A 20,835-nucleotide genomic window follows, 5' to 3' on the forward strand; every position below is an offset into this window, starting at 1 on the left:
AAACTGAAGGGATTAGACCTCGTACTCTATTTCGTTGTCGTCCTGTGGGATCACCAACACCTTGATAATGCGGTGGCTTTCTACGGACAGCACCCGGAACAACACGTTATCGATGCGCACCTCGTCGCCTTCTTCCGGTATTTTTTGCGTATGTTCCATCAACAGGCCAGCCAACGTATGGAACTCGCGTTTCTCTTCCAGTTTCAAAGGGACGTACATCAGCAAATCTTCAACCGGCAGATAGCCGTTGGCGATAAGCGTGCCGTTTTCATTCATCTGAATATCGTGGCGCGCGTCCAGCTCTTCTCCTTCCAGCGGCAGGTTGCCCGCGATGGTTTCCATCACGTCGCTCAGCGTCACAATGCCTTCGACCGAGCCGAACTCATCCACAATAAACGCGAAATGCGTATGCGCTTCGCGGAACTGCTCAAGCGCAGACAACAGCGAGAGTTGCTCCGGGAAGACCAGCGGTTGCCGGATGAGGGTTCTCAGGTCCAGAGGCTCGCCGTTTAACTGCTGACGCAGCAGCTCAATGACATGCACGACGCCGAGGGGTTCATCCGACACATTACTGTCGGTAACGACCAGGCGGGTATGCGAATTTTTTTCCATCAGCGCGGGAAGGTTTTCCGGCGCGGTATTGATATCAACGTTTTCGATATCATGACGGGAAGTCATGATGCTGCCCACGGAACGCTGGGACATCCCGAGCACGCGCTCGATCATCCGCTGTTCCTGCTGATTGAAGACCTGCTGGCTGTCGGCATCGGTGCTGTCGGCGTGGGTCGTGGTTTCTCGATCCCCGTCTTCCTGCTCGCCGCGCAGCAGTTTCAGCACCGCTTCAGCCGTGCGCTGACGCAGCGGCATGGCCGAAGAGAGGAAACGGCGTCGATTAAACATCGCTACCTGATTCAGCATCTCTATCATGACGGAGAAGCCGATCGCCGCGTAGAGATAGCCTTTGGGGATGTAGTAGCCGAAAGCTTCCGCCACCAGACTGAAGCCGATCATCAAAAGGAAGCTCAGACACAGAATAACGATGGTGGGGTGGGCGCTGACGAAACGGGTAAGCGGCTTACTGGCCAGCAGCATCAGGCCGATGGCGATGGTCACTGCGGCCATCATGACCAATAAATGGTCGGTCATACCGACGGCGGTGATCACCGAATCCAGTGAGAAGATCGCGTCAAGCACCACAATTTGCGCCACCACGGGCCAAAAGCGCGCGCCTTTACGTTGATTTTGCTGATCCTCGTCTTTGCCTTCGAGCCGTTCGTTGAGCTCCATCGTTCCTTTAAAGAGGAGGAATAGGCCGCCGATCAGTACGATAAGATCGCGTGCGCTGAATTCTTGTCCCAGCATGGAGAACAAGGGCGAGGTCAGTGTGACCAGCCAGGAGAGTGAAGAGAGTAGAACGAATCGCATCAGCAGTGCTAATGACAAGCCGACGACCCTTGCGCGATCCCTTAATTTTTCCGGCAGTTTTTCAGCAAGAATTGCGATGAACACCAGATTATCAATGCCCAACACCAGCTCCAGCACCACCAACGTGGCCAGACCGGCCCAGATTGTTGGATCGACCATCCATTCCATAATCGGAAATTACCTCTATTAACATCATGTATTTAATAACCGGATAGGTTATCAGGACACACCCCATCCCACCAGACATTGTGCCCCTGCGGGCTAATTCCTCACGTGGGCGAAGCGTGGTTATAGGAATAAACCTAGGGGAAAGAAAAACCGAAGGTGCTATCTTCCGGTAACAAATATTATTTAAGGATTTATTTAGTTATGGCTAATAAACCCACCTCTTTCAAGCTTAAATACGGACTTAATATCGTGTTTTTGCAACGAATCAGGGGCGTCTGCCAAAAATAAAGAGGGGCGTTATAGCCATTATCCGAAAATGGCGTTGTCGTCGATATTCACCTTGTCATCAGGAATTATTTTTCCCTATGCTTTTGAAGCGTGAATAAGGTTTATTTATTCATGAATTGAATTCTATTTTCGGGTGTTTTTCCTATTGATTTTACAGATAGCACACAGAATTTATGTTTGCCTTAAAGAAAGAAATGTATTTAGCGGATTGGTTGCTGCAAGCCAAGGGCGGTAGCGTACCTAAATCTGGGTAATTAAATAACTTTTGTCGGTAACTTTAATTACTTTTTGAGGGTTATCATTAAGCTGTTCTAATGTTTTATTCGGGCCGTGAATGTCCGTCTCTTAATCAAGAGCCAGCAACAAACACAACCTTAATAGGGTTAATGAACGGAGTGGAAACACAATTGATGATAAGAAGAAGGAAAGTGATGTATTGGGCAGAAACATGCCGTAATCTGATATTTCCAAGCCTTAACGCTAATAGAACTTTCTTATTTCACAAACATGACAGTTTTTTCTTATAACTGGTGCGCCCTTTACTTCCATTATTGAAAAGCGATGGCATAACAGGATGATAAACCTAAAAATGAGATTAGTTCCGCTGCTTGTTTCGACGATATTACTGGGAGGGTGTACGGTTATTCCGGGTTCGCACCTCTCGATCTCCGATAAAGAAGTGGTGGAACAGCCGGATGACGATTTCAATATCAGCAAACTGGTGAATGTATACCCGATTACCCCTTCATTAATTGATCGTCTTCGGACCAAACCTGTCATTGCACAGGCTAATCCGCACCTGGAGCAAGAGCTGCAAAGTTACGAATATCGCATTGGCGTGGGCGATGTCCTGATGGTGACGGTCTGGGATCATCCTGAACTGACCACGCCGGCGGGGACATACCGTAGCGCCAGCGATACCGGCAACTGGGTCCACTCTGACGGCACCATCTTCTACCCCTATATCGGCAAGGTGAAGGTGGCGGGCAAGACGGTCAGCGAAGTGCGCGGCGAGATTATGCGTCGCCTGGCGCAGTACATCGAATCGCCGCAGGTTGAAGTCAGCATTGCGGCGTTCCGCTCGCAGAAAGCTTACGTTACGGGCGAAGTCTCCAAGTCGGGTCAACAGGCTATCACCAACGTGCCGTTGACCATCCTTGACGCCATCAACAGCGCGGGTGGCCTGACCACTAACGCCGACTGGCGCAACCTGATTCTGACTCATGACGGTAAAGACGAGCGGATTTCGCTGCAGGCGTTGATGCAGAACGGCGATCTGTCCCAGAACCGGTTGTTGTATCCGGGCGATATTCTGTTTATCCCGCGCGATGATGATTTGAAAATCTTCGTGATGGGCGAAGTCAACAAACAGACTACGTTGAAAATGGACCGCAGCGGCATGACGCTGACCGAAGCGTTGGGCAATGCGGAAGGGATGAACCAGTCCTTCGCCGATGCGACCGGGGTGTTCGTTATCCGTCCGTTGCATGGCACCCAGGGGCCGAAGTTGGCGAACATCTACCAGTTGAATACGTCGGATGCGACCTCGCTGGTCATGGGTTCCGAATTCAAATTGCAACCTTATGACGTGGTGTATGTCACGACGGCGCCGGTGGCGCGTTGGAACCGTCTGATCACGCAGCTGGTGCCGACGATTGGCGGGTTCAACGATCTCAGCGAAGGCTCGTTGCGTATCCGCAACTGGCCCTAGGAGTTAGGAAGCGATGTTTGATTCCATTCTGGTGGTCTGTGTCGGCAACATCTGCCGCTCTCCGACGGGGGAGCGGTTATTGAAGCAGGCGCTTCCGGACAAGACAGTGGCCTCGGCCGGACTGGGCGCGCTGGTCGGCAAACCCGCGGACAGAGTGGCAACGGAAGTCGCGGCCGGGCATGGCTTGTCGCTGGAGGGGCATAGCGCGCGTCAGCTGACCGGCGCGCTGTGCCGCCAGTTTGACCTGATTCTGGTGATGGAGAAGGGCCACATTGATGCGGTTGGCCGTCTTGCGCCGGAAGTGAGAGGGAAAACCATGCTGTTCGGCCATTGGCTGAACCAGCAGGAAATCGACGACCCTTACCGTAGAAGTCGTGAAACGTTTGAAATGGTATACACCCAATTAGAACAGTCTGCCCATCAATGGGCGCAGGCACTGAGCCGTTAACCTGCAGGGATTAAGATGTCAGAGAAAATTGCCGTGAAAACATCTGAAATTGATAAATCAGACGATGTCGATTTGGGCCGTTTACTGGGAACAATGCTGGATAACCGCTGGCTTATTATCAGCGTCACCACCATTTTTACTGTTCTCGGCATTCTCTATGTATTAATGGCGACGCCGATATATCGCGCCGACGCGTTAATTCAGGTGGAGCAGGATGCGGGAGACAGTCTCTTGAAAGATGTCTCTAGTATGTTGCCGGACGCCAAGCCGCAATCTGCCGCTGAGATTGAATTAATCAAATCCCGGATGGTGATTGGGAAAACTGTTCAGGACTTATCGTTGGACACGGAGGTGGAGCAAAAATACTTCCCAGGCATCGGTAAAGGCCTTGCGCGTATTATGAATCAGAAGTCGGGAAATATCGCCATTTCGCGCCTGCAAGTCCCCGGCATATTAATGAATAAAATGCTGACGCTGGAAGTGCTGGATGGCGGGCGCTATCACCTGACCGACAGCGACGGCCGCGTTGATATTACGGGGAAAGTCGGACAGCTGGAAAGTCACGACAGGGTTTCTATTCTGGTCAGTGATATTGAAGCGCCGGAAGGAACGGAATTCAACGTACGTAAATTGGACGAGCTGACGGCGATTAATAAAACGCTCAATGCGCTGGCGGTGGCGGATAAAGGCAAAGATACCGGCGTATTATCCCTGACGCTGGAAGGCGTTAACCCGGAGCTGACGCAAAAGATTCTGGACAGCATCGCCAATAATTATCTGCAGCAGAACGTTGAACGGAAATCGGCGGAAGCGGCGAAAAGTTTGGAGTTCCTCAAAGGCCAGTTGCCTATTGTACGAACCTCGTTGGATGAGGCGGAAAATAAGCTGAATCTGTTCCGCCAGCAGAATGATTCTGTGGATCTCTCGCTGGAAGCGAAGTCCGTGCTGGATACGATTGTGGGCGTTGAGTCTCAGTTGAACGAGCTGACCTTCAAAGAAGCGGAAATTTCCAAGCTCTACACCAAGGAGCATCCGGCGTACCGCGCCTGATGGAAAAACGCAAAACGCTGGAAGATGAGCGGAACAAGCTGAACAAACGCGTCAACAGCATGCCCAAGACGCAACAGGAAATTCTGCGGTTGACGCGTGACGTCAACGTCGGTCAGGAAGTCTATGTCCAACTGATGAATAAACAGCAGGAACTCAGCATCAACAAGGCCAGCACCGTCGGCAACGTGCGGATCATCGACTCTGCGATGGTGGAAATGAGCCCGGTGAAACCGAAGAAAGCGCTGATGGTGTTGCTGTCTATCATCCTTGGCGCCATGGTATCCGTCGCTTTCGTTGTGCTCAAAACCGTACTGCATAAAGGGATTGAAAACCCAGAGCAGTTGGAAGAGCTGGGCGTCAACGTTTACGCCAGCGTGCCGCTGTCCGAATGGCAGCAGAAGAAAGATCGTGAAACGGCCGTCAGACACAAACGCGGCAGCCCTATGGTTCCGGCGCTGCTGGCGATGGGCAATCCGACCGATCTGGCGATCGAAGCGATCCGAAGTCTGCGCACCAGCCTGCACTTCGCCATGATGGAAGCGAAAAATAACGTGCTGATGATTTCGGGCGCCAGTCCCGGTATCGGCAAGTCTTTCATCAGCGCCAACCTGGGGGCGGTCGTCGCCCAGTCGGGTCAGCGCGTGCTGGTGGTGGACTGCGACATGCGCAAAGGCTATGCCCACCAGCTGATGGGGACGAGCGGCGACAAAGGGTTGTCAGATATTCTGTCTGGACAGCTTGCCGCAGAAACCACGGTGCGTCAGACGGCGCAGGAAAATCTGAGTTTTATTCCACGTGGTCAGATCCCGCCGAACCCGTCGGAACTGTTGATGCACAATAACTTCTCCCGTTTCCTGGGGTGGGCAAGTGAAAACTTCGACATCGTTCTGCTGGATACGCCGCCGATTCTGGCGGTGACCGACGCGGCGATCATCAGTCGTCAGGTGGGCACGTCGCTGCTGGTGGCGCGTTTCCTGGTGAACACGCCGAAAGAGATCGAAGTCAGTATCCGCCGTTTCGAGCAAAACGGTACTGACATCAAAGGCGTGATCTTGAACGCTGTTGTGAAACGCGCGGCCAGCTATTACGGAGATGGCAGTTACAACTACTATGCGTATGAATATAAGTCGGATAACTAACGACCGCTGATTGAGCGGCAGGCGTATATCCGACGTCGAAGGGTCTGGAAGCCCTATTGCTTGGCGGCTTCCAGACCGCACCGCTGCGATATCGCCGTCCGACGCCTGCCACCCTCCTATCTGTCGTTCATTTTATTTAGAGCGTATTCGCTAATGTCTATAGCCATTGAAAGTAACGCCCCGGCAGTGAACTATAGGGAAGGTGCTCTGACATCGACATTGCGTTGGCTGATCGCTGCCCTGTTTATCGCCACGCCGTTAAACCCCTATATCAGTGACATGACCGTATATTTATGGCTGCCATTGGTGTTCTTGGATTTCCAGTTTCTTGCGCGACTCAAAAAGGTCACGTTAAAACCGACGCTGTTCATCCTGCTGTTTCTCAGCTTTTGTCTGATGATTGGACGTATTGATATTGCAGTCAAAGGCACGGCTATCAGCCTCGGCGTCATTTATCTGATCAAAGTGGGTAAGCCAATTGTCGACAAGATCTTCGTCTGCCTGATCTTTTCCGCGCTGTGGTGCGTGTTGCAATTTATCGCTTTCCAATTTGGACAAGAGTATTCCGCCATGCTTGGCCCCAGCGCGATATCGACGCTCATCTGGGGTGCCTATGCGACAGAGACTTACACGAACCAATATGTCGTCTTCTTCCTTCCGCGTATGTCGGGGTTATCCCGAGAGGCTGGCTTCTTTGTATCGCTGCTGCTGATTACCTTTATCATCAGAGCAAGAGATAAAAAGCTGACCAAAAAAGAGATACTGATTTTTATTCTGGCCTTTATGTTCAGCCTGTCCAAAGTCTCTCTGGTGCTGTTTATCTTCCTGTTTCTGTATTTGCTGCGGCATTACATTCGAAAAATACCCGTCAACATCACGATTATGGCGTTTATTTTTCTGTCAGTTTGCCTGGCGCATTACCTGAATGTGGGGTCGCCGGATTACTTTTACGATCATGAATCTTTCGCTCACCGTTTCTCTCCGTCCTATTTATTGACGGATATGAAGCTGCCTAACCTGCTATTTGGTTGCGATAGGGAATATGAGTGTTTCAACAGCAGCCAGCCGATCATCGGTTTCTTCGAGCCTAAAGGACTCAAACCCAATATTGGCCTGTCGGGCATTTTGGTGGAAATGGGCGTATTTGGACTGATGACGATCTTTCTGGCTTCCGTGTTATTGAAACTGGATAGCTATGATATGGGGATCCTGATCTGTTTCACGCAGACCGTCACGCTCTTCACCGTCGATAGCTTCATTATCCTCACGTATTACTACATCATCACGAACAAACAATATCGTTAGGGATGATACCGATACTTTTAACCAGACCATCAGGGTGATCATGTGATTTTTGTCAATGCCAGGTTCCTGACTCAGGATATTACCGGGGTGCAGCGCTTTGCAGAAGAACTGAGCCTGTCGCTGAATACAATGAGGGATGACGTGATGTTTTTAGCGCCGCGCGATATATTGCGACACGATGTCGCTAAACAGCTCAACGTCAAAATCATCGGTAAAAACAGCGGCCATGCGTGGGAGCAATATGATCTTCCCCGTTATCTCAAGCACAACGGCTCGCCTTTATTAGTTAATTTATGCAGCACTGCACCGGTATTTTATAAAAACAAGATTGTGACGCATCACGATGTCACTTATAAACGCTATCCGCAGAGTTACTCCAAGAAATTCAGGCTGCTGTATAACACCTTAGTCCCGCTGATGATTAAAAATTCGCATAAGCTGATTACCGTCAGCGAATTTTCCAAGCTGGAGTTGGGTAAATACTACCATGTGGATCCTCATAAAATCGCGGTGGTTTACAATGCGGTCAGCGGCAAATTTAGCGGTAATGCTAAAGTCAGCGCGGACGCGGGCCATGATGCGTATTTGCTGGCGGTCTCTTCTCCGAATTATCACAAGAACTTCCACAGTCTGATCGAAGCTTTCAGCCAATTGGACAATAAAGACATCACCTTGAAAGTGGTGGGGGGCGGCTCAGGCAGTTTTAAAAAGCAGAGTTATCTGCAAAAACTCGACCAAAACCGTATTCAATTCGTCGGCCGCGTCAGCGATGACGACCTGCTGGCGCTTTACCGCAACGCCACCGCGTTTATTTTCCCGTCGTTGTATGAAGGCTTCGGTATTCCCCCTCTGGAAGCTCAGGCATGCGGTTGTCCGGTGATTTCCTCCAATGCAGCCTCCATGCCGGAAGTATTAGGCGATAGCGCGACGTTTTTTTCGCCATTAAACATTCAAGATATGCGTGAAAAAATCGCTTCGGTCATTTCTGAGCCTGATTTGAGGAGTTCTCTTATTCAAAAGGGATATCAAAATATAGAAAGATTCTCCTGGAATAAATCCGCAGAACAATTGAGTCAAATTATTGATGGCGTTTTAGTTAAACGCTGATTATTTTTTATTTTTAGGGAGATGAATATGTCAGATAACTACAAAGTAGGGATCGTGACGGACTGGCTGGTGACCTATGCAGGTGCTGAGAAAGTTCTCAAAGAAATGCTGGCAGTTTATCCCAAAGCGGAACTTTACTCAGTCATCGATTTCTTTGATGAAAAAAGTCGTGAGTTAATTGCTAATAAACAGGCAACAACCACCTTTATTCAAAAATTCCCCAATGCGAAAAAAAACTATCGGAAATATCTGCCTTTCATGCCATTAGCCATTGAGCAATTAGATATGTCAGGCTATGACGTTGTTTTATCTAGTAGCCATGCGGTCGCGAAAGGGATTCTTACCGGGCCAGATCAATTACATATCAGTTATGTGCATTCGCCTATTCGTTATGCCTGGGACTTACAGCACCAATATTTAAGAGAGTCCGGACTGAATAAAGGGCTAAAAGGTTTTATCGCCAAAGTCCTATTGCACAAGATGCGTCTTTGGGATTACCGTACTGCCAACGGCGTAGATCATTTTGTGGCGAACTCTCAATTTATCGCCAGAAGAATAAATAAAATCTATCGCCGAGAAGCCGATGTGATTTATCCGCCGGTTGATATTTCAAGCTTTGAGTTTTCAGAAAATAAAGAAGAGTTCTATTTAACGGCGTCTCGTCTGGTTCCCTATAAAAAGGTTGACCTGATTGTCGATGCATTTTCCAAAATGCCAAATAAAAAGCTCTTGGTCATTGGTGATGGGCCCGATATGGCCAAAGTGAAGTCTTTAGCGAAATCGAATATCGAACTGCTGGGTTATCAGAGCGATGCCGCCCTGATTGACTATATGCAGCGCGCGAAAGCGTTCGTTTTCGCGGCGGAAGAAGATTTTGGTATTTCCCCCGTCGAGGCACAGGCTTGCGGTACACCGGTGATTGCTTTCGGGAAAGGCGGTGCATTAGAAACCGTTCGTCCGTTAGGTGTGGATAAACCGACAGGCCTGTTTTTCAAACAGCAAACGGCGGAGTCGCTGTGCCAGGCGGTAAGCGATTTTGAACAACTGGATGGGAAGATCCGTGCAGAGGATTGCCGGGAAAATGCGCTACGGTTTTCCGTGAATAGATTTCAGCTTGAATTCGATAATTATGTAAAAAATAAATGGGAGCTTTTTGACGAGAGCAAAAAGATTATTTATTGAGACTGACTCATCAAACTAAATCTATATGAGAAAAATGATGTTAAAAGAACCAGGTAACATCGTCTATACAAACGCCTCCATGATATCCATGTTGCAGCGTTTTACCGATATAGTAACCATATTGCTGAGTACATTTCTTGTCTCTTTTTTCGTCAACGGTGAGATTGATCTTCAGCATTGGTTGCTTGCCTTTATTAGCCTTTCTATTTTTCAATTATTCGGGGGAATTACTGATTTTTATCGTTCATGGCGGGGGGTCAGTTTCCGACGCGAAATCAAACTATTGATGCGCAACTGGGTGCTGAGCGTTATTTTCAGCGCCGGGATACTGTCTATTTTCCCCACTAAATTTATTGGTTTTTACTACCATGCGCTGTGGCTCAGCATTTCGCTGGTGTCCTTTATTCTGTCGCGTCTGTTAATTCGAGTCGCGGTCAGATACCTGCGTCAGCTGGGCTATAACACGCGCCGTGTCGTGATTATCGGCGACTCGATGGCGGGCCTGCATATGATCGAAAGCATTCTCAAAGCGCCGTGGTTAGGACTGAACATGATCGGCTACTATCTGCCGGAAAAAGACGCGGTGGCCGAATCCTATGAAGCCGCCAACGTGAGAAAGCTCGGCGGCGTAGAGGCGCTGATCAAGAGCGCCAAGCGGGGCGAGATCGACAAAGTCTATATTGCTTTGCCGATGAAGGACTCCGAGCTTATCGACACCATTTTGCAGGAACTGTCGGACACCACCTGCACCGTCTTGCTGATCCCGGACATTCTCATGTTCAGCATGTTGCAGTCACGCAGTGAAATGATAAATGGAATACCCGTTATCTCCCTCTACGATACGCCGATGAGTGGTCTTAACGTCCTTATCAAGCGAATCGAAGACATTATTATCGCCTCGATAATCCTATTGCTGATTTCACCGCTGATGCTCCTGATTTCCATTACCGTCAAGGTAACCTCGCCCGGACCGGTGATATTCCGCCAGAAACGCTACGGCATCGACGGCAAGCCGATTGAGATCTGGAAATTCCGCAGCATGAGCGTCATGGAGAACGGCGAAAAGGTTATCCAGGCCACGAAAGGGGATGCGCGTATTACGCCGGTCGGCGCTTTCTTACGCCGCACCTCGCTGGACGAACTGCCCCAGTTCTTCAACGTTATCTCGGGCGATATGTCCATCGTCGGCCCTCGTCCGCATGCCGTTGCGCATAACGAGCAATACCGAAAATTGATCAAAGGCTACATGCTGCGCCACAAGATGAAACCCGGCATTACCGGCTGGGCTCAGATCAACGGCTGGCGTGGAGAAACAGAAACTCTCGACAAGATGGAAAAACGGGTGGAATTCGATCTCAGCTATATCCAGAACTGGACGCTGTGGCTGGATATCAAAATCATCTTCCTGACCATCTTTAAAGGCTTCGTCAATAAATCAGCTTATTAATCAGACCGCACGGATGCGGCATTGATCGCGCGGTCACCTGTTTCTGTAACTCATCAAGCCAGCGTTGGACCGCGGAGTTTGCTCGTCGTCTGGCTCTACCTGCCTGACGGAGACCATATCGCTTTGTCCCACAGCGTGGGGGGAGGGTAAGACGTCTGGCGTTCATCCATGACGTGATGTCATGAGCATGACGCAACCTTGTCCGGTTGAAGGGAGATAGAGTCAGAAATCAGGCTCTGTGCTGTTATTCATAATTAATAAAGAAAAAAACGCTATGGGACTCATTTCTAACACCAAGTGGGTGGGATTTTCGCAAGGGTTCAAAATCGTCGTCCAGCTAATGAACATCGTGGTTTTAGCTCGGATGATCCCGCCGCAGGAGTACGGTCTGATGGCGATGGCGCTGGTCGTCGTCAATCTGGCGACGTTGGTCCGCGATTTAGGAACGTCAGCCGCCATCATTCAACGTAAAGAGCTGCAGGACAAGACCATCAATGCGGTGTTCTGGCTGAACATCTTCATGGGACTTGGCGTATGCCTGGTGGTGGTGCTGATCTCGCCGGTGGTGTCGAGCTTCTTCAATCAGGACAAGCTCGTGCTCATCCTGTGCCTGCTGTCGCTCAGTTTTCCGCTCGGGAGCAGCTCCGCCGCACATCTGGCCCTGTTGGAGCGTCAGTCGCAGTTCAAGAAGGTGGCCTTCATCGAAATTACCTCGTCGCTGTTTTCTTTCGTCGTCGCTGTTACGCTGGCGGTGATGGGATACGGCGTCATGAGCCTGGTCGCGCAGGTTATCGTACTGAATTTGATGTCGACCGTTCAGCTTTGGCTGGCGTCGGCCTGGCGTCCCTCGTTCTCGCAGATCTGGGATAAGGCCGAGCTAAAAAGCATCTTTGGTTTCAGCGCCAATCTCACGGCGTTCAACTTCATCAACTACTTCTCCCGTAACGCGGACAGCATGATCATCGGGCATTACTTCTCCTCGCTGATACTGGGGGCCTATTCGCTGGCCTATCGCATTATGCTGTTTCCGCTGCAAAGCCTGACGTTCGTCGCATCCCGCGCGCTGTTCCCGGTGCTGAGCCGTTATCAGGACGAGCCGGAAAAAATACGCGAAGTCTATTACAACGTTCTCTACTACATCCTGCTGCTTGTGGTTCCTCTGATGATGGGGATTGCGATATTGAGCAAGGAGTTTGTGCTCATCGTCTTCGGCGACAAATGGGCGCTGACCGCCACGATCCTGGTCTGGCTCGCGCCGACTGCGATTATTCAATCCATTCTCAGCACGTCCGGCACCCTGTTTATGTCCAAAGGGCGGACGGACACCCTGATGATATTAGGATTGCTTGGCGCCATTCTGCAGGTCTCGGCGTTTATGATCGGTTCCCGGTATGACATCGTCACCTTCTCCCAGTTTTACTTCATCGCCAACATTCTCAACTTCATCCCGGTCATCGTGTGCGTGAGATCGCTGATTGGCTTTTCCGTCGTAGCCTTTTTCAAACGCATTCTGCCGATTCTGGTCTCCGGCACGTTGATGGTGGCGGGAGTGTATGGCATCAAAACGGGACTGAGCCACTCTCTTAGCACGGAATGGGTGCTGGCGATTTCCATTCTCTGCGGGATGGCGACTTACACCATCGCCATGTTGCTGGTGGATAAAACATTACGCACGACGATAGCCGGGATCGTGCGAAGAAAGAAAAAGGCGCTGATATAACGCCGCGCTACAGGGAAATAATTACGCTGATGTCTTGGCATAAAGAACGTATCTGGTTCTTTATATTTAATGAATTCATCGAGGTGGATCGAATATGAGTCCTTTGGTTTCTGTTTATATACCAACCTATAATCGCTCTTCTTTAGTCAAGCGCGCGGTTGAGTCTGTGAAAAATCAGACCTACAAAAATATTGAAGTGATCGTCGTCGATGACGGCTCAACCGATGATACCGAAGCGGTCGTCAAATCGTTAGTTGGCGGTAACACCGTCGTCAGATTCTACAAAAATGAAAATACCAAAGGCGCCTGCGGCTGCCGGAATACGGCCATCAAATATGCGCAGGGTGAGTACATTACCGGGCTTGACGACGATGACGAATTTACGCCGGACCGAGTCGGCACCTTCGTGACGTTTTTTGAAAAAAACCGCTATCCCTACATCTCGTCCGGCATTGTGTTCCGGGGGGATAAAGGTGACTTTATCGAGTTTGATAAAGCGGGTGTGATTACGCTGGATGACCTCTGCCAGTCGAATGTGATCGGCAATCAGGTGTTCACCACCACCGAGAACATGCGCGGGATTGGCGGGTTCGACAACGCGTCGCCCGCGTGGCAGGACTATGACACCTGGCTGCGTCTGGCGGCGAAGTTCGGCAACGGCTATCGCATCGGCGGGGCCACCTATATTCAATATCTTGACCACGGCTTCAACCGCATCACCAAATCGAAAAAGCTCAAGAATGGCTATGAATTTTTCATCAACAAGCATGCGGCGCTGTTGAATGAGAAGGCGATCAAGACGCTGTACTTCCAATACAAACTGGCGGCGGAAGAGAAGCTGAGCTTCTCCGAACTGCTGACGCTGACAGATACGCGCGTCTTTTTAGGCGCCACCAAATACTACCTGAAAGGCATGCTGAAAAAATAACCGGTCACGGTGAGTAGACAAGCCTGGAATGACCGCATTTCAGGCTCTTCGGGCAGGTTATTTTACGGTGAATATCATGAAAGTTTTTTATTGCGATACTGACATCTTCAGCGGGCACGAGAAAATGTTCCTGGCCGCCGCCTGCGGCGTGTCGGACAAATTTCCCTGTGTGCTTATTCTGAATGAGCACAACCCCAAGGCCCTGGCGTACTGCCGAGAGCACGGACATTTCGATCAGATCATCACTTTGCCGATCAAAACGGCGAAGTTTGCCTCGCTGGTGACCTGGTTCATGTGGGGTGACATACTGAAAATAAAGAAAATTTTGCAAAAATGTCACGCTACCTCCGTCATTGTTTCTCAGGGGCGTATTGAAATCGGCAATTTGGGCAGCATGGCGGCCCGCCTGATCTCGGTTCCTGTCACCTCCTATATCCCGATGGCGCACGGCTACGTCGAGCTGTACGGCAAGAGCGCGACCAACGTCTTCAAAGACGCGCTCTGCGCCATTCTCTATCGGCTGCCTGCGCGCTACATCACCATCAGCGACTCCGTCAAAGCGTCGCTGCAACAAAAAAGCGGCCGCGACACGCCTGTCGAGGTGGTGGCGAATTACATCGACCGCAAGCCGCAGGCCGACGTCGCCCGTGCGGTTACGCCGCTGACCGATGTCCCGGCGGGCACGTTTACGCTGGTGATCCCGGGCCGACTGCTGGACAAGCAGAAAGGGCAAATCGACTATCTCACCGCGTTGAAGACGGTGATTGCCCGGCAACCTAACGTGAAGTGCTTTTTGGTCGGCGATGGGGAAGATAAAGCGCGTATTCGCGACTTTATTACGGCGAACCAGCTGAATAGTCATGTGGCGCTGCTGGGAAATCGTGACGATATGCTGGCGATTATGTCGCAGGCGGATTTGATTGTAATCCCCTCCAAGTTTGAAGGCGTACCGCTGGTGCTGATCGAGGCCGCATTACTGAATAAAAAAATAATTGCTTCCCGGATTGATGGAATTAAGGATTATCTCAACGCCACCTTCCTCTTCGAGAGTCATAATATCGACGAAATGAGCCGGGTGACCTTACAGCACATGACGTCGAGCGGGGAAGAGAATTACCGGGCGTCGCTGAAGGCATTAATCCAGCGTCATCAAAGTGACTTCGTTAATGATTTTTATGCGGCCCTGATTCAGCCGTCGGTTGAAAGCGCATCGTAATAAAGGAACCTATAATGCATTGCCATTATGTCGTTGTCGTAGTGCTTTATAATAAACAGGTCGCCGCCTCCACGACATTATCTACGTTGGCGGATTATGACTTTAAAACGGCGAAGCTGATCATTCACAATAATGGCCCGCAGGCGCTTGAACTGGATACGGCTTCTGTTAATGCTTTTCAAAAAAGTTTCGGACAAGTCGAATTGATTAACTGTCTGGATAATCCTTCGCTGAGTGTAATTTATAATCGTTATATTCAATCCCATCCGGAAGCGGAAAAATTTGTTTTGCTGGATGACGACACCACGATTAACGAAACATTTCAGAAGGCTTTATTGAAAGGGACCGCGGACGTGGAATGCCCGAAAATTATTTCGGTCTTCGATAAAGAAACTTATTACCCCATGTCGCACAATGCCGTGGTGGCTGATGCCGAAGTGCTGGATCCGTTTTCTGCGGTATCCATTGGTTCGGGACTGATCATTCATCGTTCGCTGGTCGACAAGTTTCGCCAACACGGCCTGTCGTTGTTCGACGAGCACTACGCGCTCTATGGCGTTGACACCAGCTTCTTCCGCCGCATCCATCTGCTGGCTCATAAAGGCGTGACGATAACGCTGAGCACCACTTGCCATTTGATGCACTCTTTGTCCAGAACGGAAGGGGCAATGAATGACTTCAGAAGAAAAGAAAGAATATGGGATTTGGCTATTTCGACGCGGCAATATCCCAGTGTCAGAGGGTATTACGTCTTTTTGAAAAGACTGTTATCCGATCTGTGCGCATTCAAATTCAGAGATACTTTTCTGCTGATCTCGGCTTTTATTGCGGGTAGACACCCCAAATGTCGGACGCTGAAAAATCAGTAGCCTTCTTTTCCACTCAGATATTTTCCAGGATACGCTATGTTAACTATTATTCCCGTCGTAATGGCAGGCGGAACAGGCAGTCGTCTATGGCCTTTATCCCGCGAATTATTTCCCAAACAGTTTTTAACGATTGGCGAATCTGTAGGAAGTCTGCTGCAAAATACGGTGACAAGAATTGAAGGGATCGAAAATATATCGATAAAGCCCCCTCTGGTTATCTGTAATGAAAACCATCGCTTTCTGGTCGCCGAGCAATTAAGAGAAATCGACAAGATTGACAACAATATTATTCTTGAACCGGTGGGAAAAAATACCGCGCCGGCCGTTGCCTTAGCCGCACATCTGGCGAATCAAAGCGATCCGGACAGTTTGCTGCTGGTATTGGCTGCGGACCACCTGATTAAGAAAGAAGATCATTTCCACGCCGCTATTATCGACGCGATGCACTACGCGGCAAATAATCAGCTGGTGACGTTTGGCATTATTCCGGAATATCCAGAAACCGGTTATGGCTATATCAAAAAGGGCGAAGGACTGTCGGACTCCTGCTTCCGCGTGGATGCCTTTGTCGAGAAACCCGATTTGGCGACAGCCGAAGCGTATGTCGCCAACGGCGGTTACAGCTGGAACAGCGGGATGTTTCTGTTCAAGGCGGGAAAATATCTGGAAGAGTTGGAAAAGCATAGCCCGGATATCTATCGGATCACCCGTGAAAGCATCGAACGTAGCCAGAAAGATCTGGACTTCATCCGGGTCGATGCGGAGAGCTTCGCGCAGTGCCCGAGTGACTCCATCGACTACGCCGTGATGGAAAAGACCAGCGACGCGGTGGTGATCCCCATCGATGCCGGCTGGAGCGACGTCGGTTCGTGGTCCTCGCTTTGGGATGTCTCCGCCAAAGATGAAAACGGCAACGTCAATGTAGGGGAAGTGATCTCCTTTGACTCCCGCAACAACTACATCTCTTCCGAATCGGCGCTCGTCGCCACCATCGGACTGGATGACATCGTGGTGATCAACACCAACGACGCGCTGTTGATCTCTCGTAAAGATCGCGTTCAGGACGTCAAAAAAGTGGTCGAAGAGCTGAAACATCGAGCTGCCACCATTTCCGCGAACACCAGTACTCCTTCCGCCCGTGGGGCAATATTTCCAATATCGATGCGGGCGACCGTTATCAGGTGAAGCGCATCGTGGTGCATCCGGGTCAGGGGCTGTCGCTACAGCGACACTACCACCGTGCAGAGCACTGGGTGGTGGTCAGCGGCACGGCGAAAGTGGTCGTGGATAACAAAGAATTTTATCTGTCGGAGAACCAGTCCACGGTGATCCCGACGAATAGCGTACATACGCTGGAAAATCCCGGGCAGATCGACCTGATCATGATCGAGGTACGTTCGGGGCATCACATAACGGAAGACGACATCGTCAGATTGAAAGATCGCTACGGTCGCGTTTAAGAGAGGGTATCGGTAATGGATCAGTTGACCTGCTTCAAAGCATATGACATCCGCGGGAAGTTGGGCGAAGAACTCAATGAGGATATCGCTTACCGGATTGGCCGCGCTTACGGTGACTATCTGAAGCCTAAAGCGGTTGTGCTTGGCAGCGATGTCCGCCTGACCAGCGAAAGCCTGAAGTTGGCGCTGGCCAAAGGGCTACAGGATGCGGGCACCGATGTGATCGATATCGGCCTGTCGGGCACGGAAGAGATTTATTTCGCCACCTCGCATCTGAAAATGGACGGCGGTATTGAAGTGACCGCCAGCCATAACCCGATCAACTACAACGGGATGAAACTGGTGCGTGAAAACTCGCGGCCGATCAGCGGCGATACCGGACTGCGCGAAGTGCAGCGCATGGCGGAAAGCAACGCATTTTCCAACGATGGACGTCCCCGCGGTAGCTACCGCAAAGAGAATACGCTTCCGGCTTACGTCGAGCATATTCTTTCCTACATCAACCTGGATAACCTGACGCCGCTGAAACTGGTCGTGAACTCCGGGAACGGGGCGGCAGGGCACGTTATTGATGCGATCGAGGCGATATTCAAACAGAAGAACGTGCCGGTGGAATTCATCAAGGTGCATCATCAGCCTGACGGCCACTTCCCGAACGGCATTCCCAACCCGTTGCTTCCTGAGTGCCGCGCCGATACCGCGAACGCCGTGCGTGAAACGGGCGCCGACATGGGGATCGCGTTCGACGGCGACTTCGACCGTTGCTTCCTGTTCGATAATCAGGGCAACTTCATCGAGGGCTATTACATCGTCGGGCTGTTGGCCGAAGCGTTCCTGCAGAAAAATCCCGGCAGTAAAATCATTCACGATCCTCGCCTCAGTTGGAATACCGAGGATATCGTCACCACCTCCGGCGGTTATCCGGTGATGTCGAAAACCGGTCATGCCTTTATTAAAGAGCGTATGCGGTCTGAAGATGCCATCTACGGCGGCGAAATGAGCGCGCACCATTACTTCCGCGATTTCTTCTACTGCGACAGCGGGATGATCCCGTGGCTGCTGGTGGCGGAATTGTTAAGCGTGAAGCAGCAGCCGCTGGCGGAGATGGTGAAGTCCCGCATCGAGGCCTATCCCTCGTCCGGTGAAATCAACGTGACCCTGAAACAGCCGGCCATCTCGATCAACAAAGTTAAAGCGCACTATGCCGCGACGGCAGAGGCTATTGACGAGACGGATGGCATCAGCATGTCTTTCGGCGCCTGGCGCTTCAATCTGCGCTCTTCCAATACGGAGCCGGTGGTACGCCTCAACGTCGAGTCGAAGAATGACATCCCGCTGATGAAACAGAAAACGGATGAAATTCTGGCGATGCTTGCCGAATAGCCTTATCACGCGAGGCCTCGGTCTCTTTTTCCGCCCTCATGTCGAAGGGACGCGACGCGGGCGGATTGCTGGGCCTCACGGCAAGACGTGGACTGAAACCACAGGCTGGCGGGTGTGGATGCGCCAGCCTGAGGATCAAAGACTGAACGAGTAGACATGGGGTATCGCGCGGTTGTCGCGCGTCAGTATCGATGTCGTGTCATTGAGCCGCATTTGCCGTACGCGGACCACTAATGGGTAGGTGAGAGGCCAGTATGCAGAACTTCAAGCAAACGTCCGTGTGTTTATATTTATTGTCATCTTTGGCTTTCACATCTTTTGCCGCGCAGGCGGCAGAGAAAAGCGAACCGGATTACTTCAGCGATAACAATAAATATATATACAGCGATCTCACGACCAAGCATTTCGCGTTGCAGAGGCTGCCTGATGACGGGGCGGTCGTCGAGGCTTATCAATATGACGATCTCGGTAACCTTCTGGCGATCCCGTTCTTCAAAAAAGTCCTTCGGAGTAGTGACAATGGCGGCGAAATTTCGCCTAACGTCGATATCACGTTTCCGGCGCTGGGCCTGTATAAAATCAACATTATCGACGGCAATGACAAAAAGCTCGATGAACGTAACGTTGCGCTCATTCCGCCCGTCGGCCCGCTCAACGATGCGGTGGGCGTAAACACCCATTTCGGCCAGGGGCGTTGGGACGCGAATAAGGCGATGCCGCTGGTGCAGGCAGCGGGTATCGGCTGGATCCGCGATGAAATTCCGTGGAGCACGGTGGAAAAAAGCAAAGCGCGTTTCGCCTATCCCAACTACGTAGACAACTATCTTCGACTGGCGAGTCAGCTACAGGTCAAACCGCTGGTAGTGCTGGATTACGCCAATGAACGCGTCTATTCCGGTCCTATCGCCGGCAACGCCGAGCACTTCGCCAACTATGCCAAAAATACGGTATCCCGCTATCGCGAGACGGTGAAACACTGGGAAGTGTGGAATGAGCCGCGTCCCCAAACCTTCGGCACCAAGGATTGGGAAGGCTATACGGCGTTTTTGAAGCAGGTGTATACCGCCGTGAAAGGCGTGGATAAAGACGCGACGGTGATTGCCTGCGGCGGCGGCGGATCCGGCGGCGGGGCGGGCGGCGACTGTGCGGGCGGGATTTTTAAATATGGCGGTAAGGCGTATATGGATGCCTTCAGCATCCACCCTTATATGTCGCCGTTCGACCCGGACAAAGGCTACCCCGCCAAAAATTCGCCGTTTACCCCGATGGGGGGACGCGTCAACGTCGGCAGCGTTTCCCGGCTGATGGAAAGCCACATCAAGCAGGAAAAACGCCCGGCCAGCCAGTTCCCGCCGGTGTATGTCACCGAGATCGGCTGGCCGTCGACGACCATTCCGTATGCCAACGGCGAAGCCGCTCAGGCCGCTTTCCTGCTGCGTACGTTGATCGAGTCCCAGCGCCATAACATCATTCAAAGCACGTTTTGGTATGACTTCGTGAACGATGGCGCGAACGGCACCAACAAAGAGCACAATTTTGGTTTGCTCTATCAGGACTACACGCCGAAACCCGCCTATAGCGCGATGGCGGTGATGAATCACATGCTGACCGGCATGGATTTCAAAAAGGTCGTAGTGGATGCCCCGGACGTCAAGGTCTACCGCTTCTCCAACGGCAGCAAAGATCTGCTGGTGGGGTGGACGGTGGGGCTAGAGAAAAAAGTAGTGCCGCTGAACGGTGGCAAAAAAGTGCAGACGGACTGGCAGGGTAATCAGACGGATATCGACGGCAAGACCTGGACGCTGGGGCCGATCCCGCGTTATCTGAGTGAATAATGCGTCGGGTATCAACGACGCCGGATGAATGATGGCGGCAGGGCCGTCTCCGCGCCGGACGTGAAAGACGTCTTCACGGAGGCGTCGCGGCAGACTGCATTTTTATTAACCGGGTGAAGGGGTTATCGGCGCAAGACCTTCCAATGTTCCGATT

Annotated in this window: 13 protein-coding genes and 2 pseudogenes; 14 read left to right on the forward strand and 1 reads right to left on the reverse strand. The window is 51.1% G+C overall.

From position 1 onward, the window contains the following. Window positions 1–12: 12 nt before the first annotated feature. The gene (locus tag AU509_RS03875; RefSeq protein ID WP_085652674.1) at window positions 13–1,593 is read right to left on the reverse strand and encodes a TerC family protein; all 1,581 of its coding nucleotides are present in this window, start codon (window positions 1,591–1,593) and stop codon (window positions 13–15) included. 862 nt (window positions 1,594–2,455) lie between these two features. Here AU509_RS03875 and AU509_RS03880 point away from each other — a divergent pair. From AU509_RS03880 to AU509_RS03945, 14 genes and pseudogenes are all read left to right on the forward strand, one after another. Then, window positions 2,456–3,592, forward strand: a complete 1,137-nt coding sequence (locus AU509_RS03880) for a polysaccharide export protein (RefSeq protein WP_094117691.1) — start codon at window positions 2,456–2,458, stop codon at window positions 3,590–3,592. Window positions 3,593–3,605: 13 nt separating this feature from the next. After that, window positions 3,606–4,040: an arsenate reductase/protein-tyrosine-phosphatase family protein gene (locus AU509_RS03885; RefSeq protein ID WP_085652672.1), complete on the forward strand. Its 435-nt coding sequence runs from the start codon at window positions 3,606–3,608 to the stop codon at window positions 4,038–4,040. 15 nt (window positions 4,041–4,055) lie between these two features. Then, window positions 4,056–6,229 (forward strand): annotated as a pseudogene (gene wzc / locus AU509_RS03890) (tyrosine-protein kinase Wzc). A gap of 153 nt (window positions 6,230–6,382) precedes the next feature. After that, entirely contained in the window at window positions 6,383–7,534 is a 1,152-nt protein-coding gene (locus AU509_RS03895) for a hypothetical protein (RefSeq protein ID WP_094117692.1), read from the forward strand. Window positions 7,535–7,576: 42 nt separating this feature from the next. Beyond that, window positions 7,577–8,641 (forward strand): glycosyltransferase family 4 protein, encoded by a 1,065-nt coding sequence (locus AU509_RS03900; protein WP_094117693.1) that lies wholly within the window; start codon window positions 7,577–7,579, stop codon window positions 8,639–8,641. A 27-nt stretch (window positions 8,642–8,668) separates the two neighbouring features. Continuing rightward, window positions 8,669–9,823 (forward strand): glycosyltransferase family 4 protein, encoded by a 1,155-nt coding sequence (locus tag AU509_RS03905; protein ID WP_085652668.1) that lies wholly within the window; start codon window positions 8,669–8,671, stop codon window positions 9,821–9,823. Window positions 9,824–9,860: 37 nt separating this feature from the next. Continuing rightward, complete coding sequence (gene wcaJ, locus AU509_RS03910) at window positions 9,861–11,270, forward strand: undecaprenyl-phosphate glucose phosphotransferase (RefSeq protein WP_099045399.1); 1,410 nt, start codon at window positions 9,861–9,863, stop codon at window positions 11,268–11,270. Between the two features lie 274 nt (window positions 11,271–11,544). Continuing rightward, the gene (locus AU509_RS03915; RefSeq protein ID WP_094117738.1) at window positions 11,545–12,990 is read left to right on the forward strand and encodes an MOP flippase family protein; all 1,446 of its coding nucleotides are present in this window, start codon (window positions 11,545–11,547) and stop codon (window positions 12,988–12,990) included. Window positions 12,991–13,084: 94 nt separating this feature from the next. Continuing rightward, entirely contained in the window at window positions 13,085–13,918 is an 834-nt protein-coding gene (locus tag AU509_RS03920) for a glycosyltransferase (RefSeq protein WP_094117694.1), read from the forward strand. A gap of 76 nt (window positions 13,919–13,994) precedes the next feature. After that, window positions 13,995–15,134 (forward strand): glycosyltransferase, encoded by a 1,140-nt coding sequence (locus tag AU509_RS03925; RefSeq protein WP_162896347.1) that lies wholly within the window; start codon window positions 13,995–13,997, stop codon window positions 15,132–15,134. 14 nt (window positions 15,135–15,148) lie between these two features. Beyond that, the gene (locus tag AU509_RS03930) at window positions 15,149–16,003 is read left to right on the forward strand and encodes a glycosyltransferase family 2 protein (RefSeq protein WP_085652664.1); all 855 of its coding nucleotides are present in this window, start codon (window positions 15,149–15,151) and stop codon (window positions 16,001–16,003) included. 36 nt (window positions 16,004–16,039) lie between these two features. Then, window positions 16,040–17,463: pseudogene (locus AU509_RS03935) on the forward strand (mannose-1-phosphate guanylyltransferase/mannose-6-phosphate isomerase). Between the two features lie 15 nt (window positions 17,464–17,478). Next, complete coding sequence (gene cpsG, locus AU509_RS03940) at window positions 17,479–18,846, forward strand: phosphomannomutase CpsG (protein WP_094117696.1); 1,368 nt, start codon at window positions 17,479–17,481, stop codon at window positions 18,844–18,846. Window positions 18,847–19,148: 302 nt separating this feature from the next. Then, complete coding sequence (locus AU509_RS03945) at window positions 19,149–20,681, forward strand: GH39 family glycosyl hydrolase (protein WP_162896348.1); 1,533 nt, start codon at window positions 19,149–19,151, stop codon at window positions 20,679–20,681. Window positions 20,682–20,835 lie beyond the last annotated feature (154 nt).

It is taken from the genome of Lonsdalea britannica (assembly GCF_002111595.1).
Taxonomy (GTDB): domain Bacteria; phylum Pseudomonadota; class Gammaproteobacteria; order Enterobacterales; family Enterobacteriaceae; genus Lonsdalea; species Lonsdalea britannica.

What these genes read in the sequence shown, in the direction of transcription:
- AU509_RS03920 (WP_094117694.1), top strand. Translation starts at nt 13,085, where the DNA reads ATGAGTCCTTTGGTTTCTGTTTATATACCAACCTATAATCGCTCTTCT.
- AU509_RS03875 (WP_085652674.1), bottom strand. Translation starts at nt 1,593, where the DNA reads ATGGAATGGATGGTCGATCCAACAATCTGGGCCGGTCTGGCCACGTTG.
- AU509_RS03930 (WP_085652664.1), top strand. Translation starts at nt 15,149, where the DNA reads ATGCATTGCCATTATGTCGTTGTCGTAGTGCTTTATAATAAACAGGTC.
- AU509_RS03895 (WP_094117692.1), top strand. Translation starts at nt 6,383, where the DNA reads ATGTCTATAGCCATTGAAAGTAACGCCCCGGCAGTGAACTATAGGGAA.
- wcaJ (WP_099045399.1), top strand. Translation starts at nt 9,861, where the DNA reads ATGTTAAAAGAACCAGGTAACATCGTCTATACAAACGCCTCCATGATA.
- AU509_RS03880 (WP_094117691.1), top strand. Translation starts at nt 2,456, where the DNA reads ATGATAAACCTAAAAATGAGATTAGTTCCGCTGCTTGTTTCGACGATA.
- AU509_RS03925 (WP_162896347.1), top strand. Translation starts at nt 13,995, where the DNA reads ATGAAAGTTTTTTATTGCGATACTGACATCTTCAGCGGGCACGAGAAA.
- AU509_RS03915 (WP_094117738.1), top strand. Translation starts at nt 11,545, where the DNA reads ATGGGACTCATTTCTAACACCAAGTGGGTGGGATTTTCGCAAGGGTTC.
- AU509_RS03885 (WP_085652672.1), top strand. Translation starts at nt 3,606, where the DNA reads ATGTTTGATTCCATTCTGGTGGTCTGTGTCGGCAACATCTGCCGCTCT.
- cpsG (WP_094117696.1), top strand. Translation starts at nt 17,479, where the DNA reads ATGGATCAGTTGACCTGCTTCAAAGCATATGACATCCGCGGGAAGTTG.
- AU509_RS03905 (WP_085652668.1), top strand. Translation starts at nt 8,669, where the DNA reads ATGTCAGATAACTACAAAGTAGGGATCGTGACGGACTGGCTGGTGACC.